At 34.7% G+C, this 577-nt stretch carries 2 pseudogenes; both read left to right on the forward strand.

The window, feature by feature from the left end:
- Positions 1–200, forward strand: a pseudogene (locus AC1DTM_RS30890) (IS4 family transposase); the annotation flags it as partial.
- A 171-nt stretch (positions 201–371) separates the two neighbouring features.
- Positions 372–464, forward strand: a pseudogene (locus tag AC1DTM_RS30895) (IS6 family transposase); the annotation flags it as partial.
- Between the last annotated feature and the right edge of the window lie 113 nt (positions 465–577).

Genomic DNA, 577 nt, shown 5'->3' on the forward strand with positions numbered 1-577 from the left:
TGTACATAATTAAAGACTATTTCTTACTTTTTCATCAAGCATTACATAAAAACACCCAAGAATTATCAAAGATTCTCCTTCGTCTGTTTAACCTCCTACAGCGAAACGGACGAAAATCTCACAGATATGAGAAAAAAACAGTCTTTGATATTTTGGGTGTTGTGTATGAGTATACCACTTCTGCTCATCAGGTAGCATAGCGAAAAATTTGAAACCCGTCAGGGTTTATTTGATGTGCCTACTTTTATGGTATCTATAAAAGATAATAAAAGACTACGTGAAAAGACCATATTTTGTATAAAAATATACCTTAAGTTGATGGATGTGTGGCGGTACCCCTACTAGTACTCTAAAAAAAGGATGTGACTGGTATGGAAAAGCAAAATCTATTCAAGTGGAAACATTATCAACCGGATATTATTTTATTAACCGTGAGATGGTACCTACGGTACAACCTCAGTTTTCCAATCAAAAGGATCGGCTTCCAAATACAGTTCTCCTGCTTTACTCCAACTACCTATTTCATTACATCTGCTTTGAATAGCTTCTTTACTAAATGGAATCAAAGTGCTTCTTT

It is taken from the genome of Bacillus sp. P4_D3, assembly GCF_056401855.1.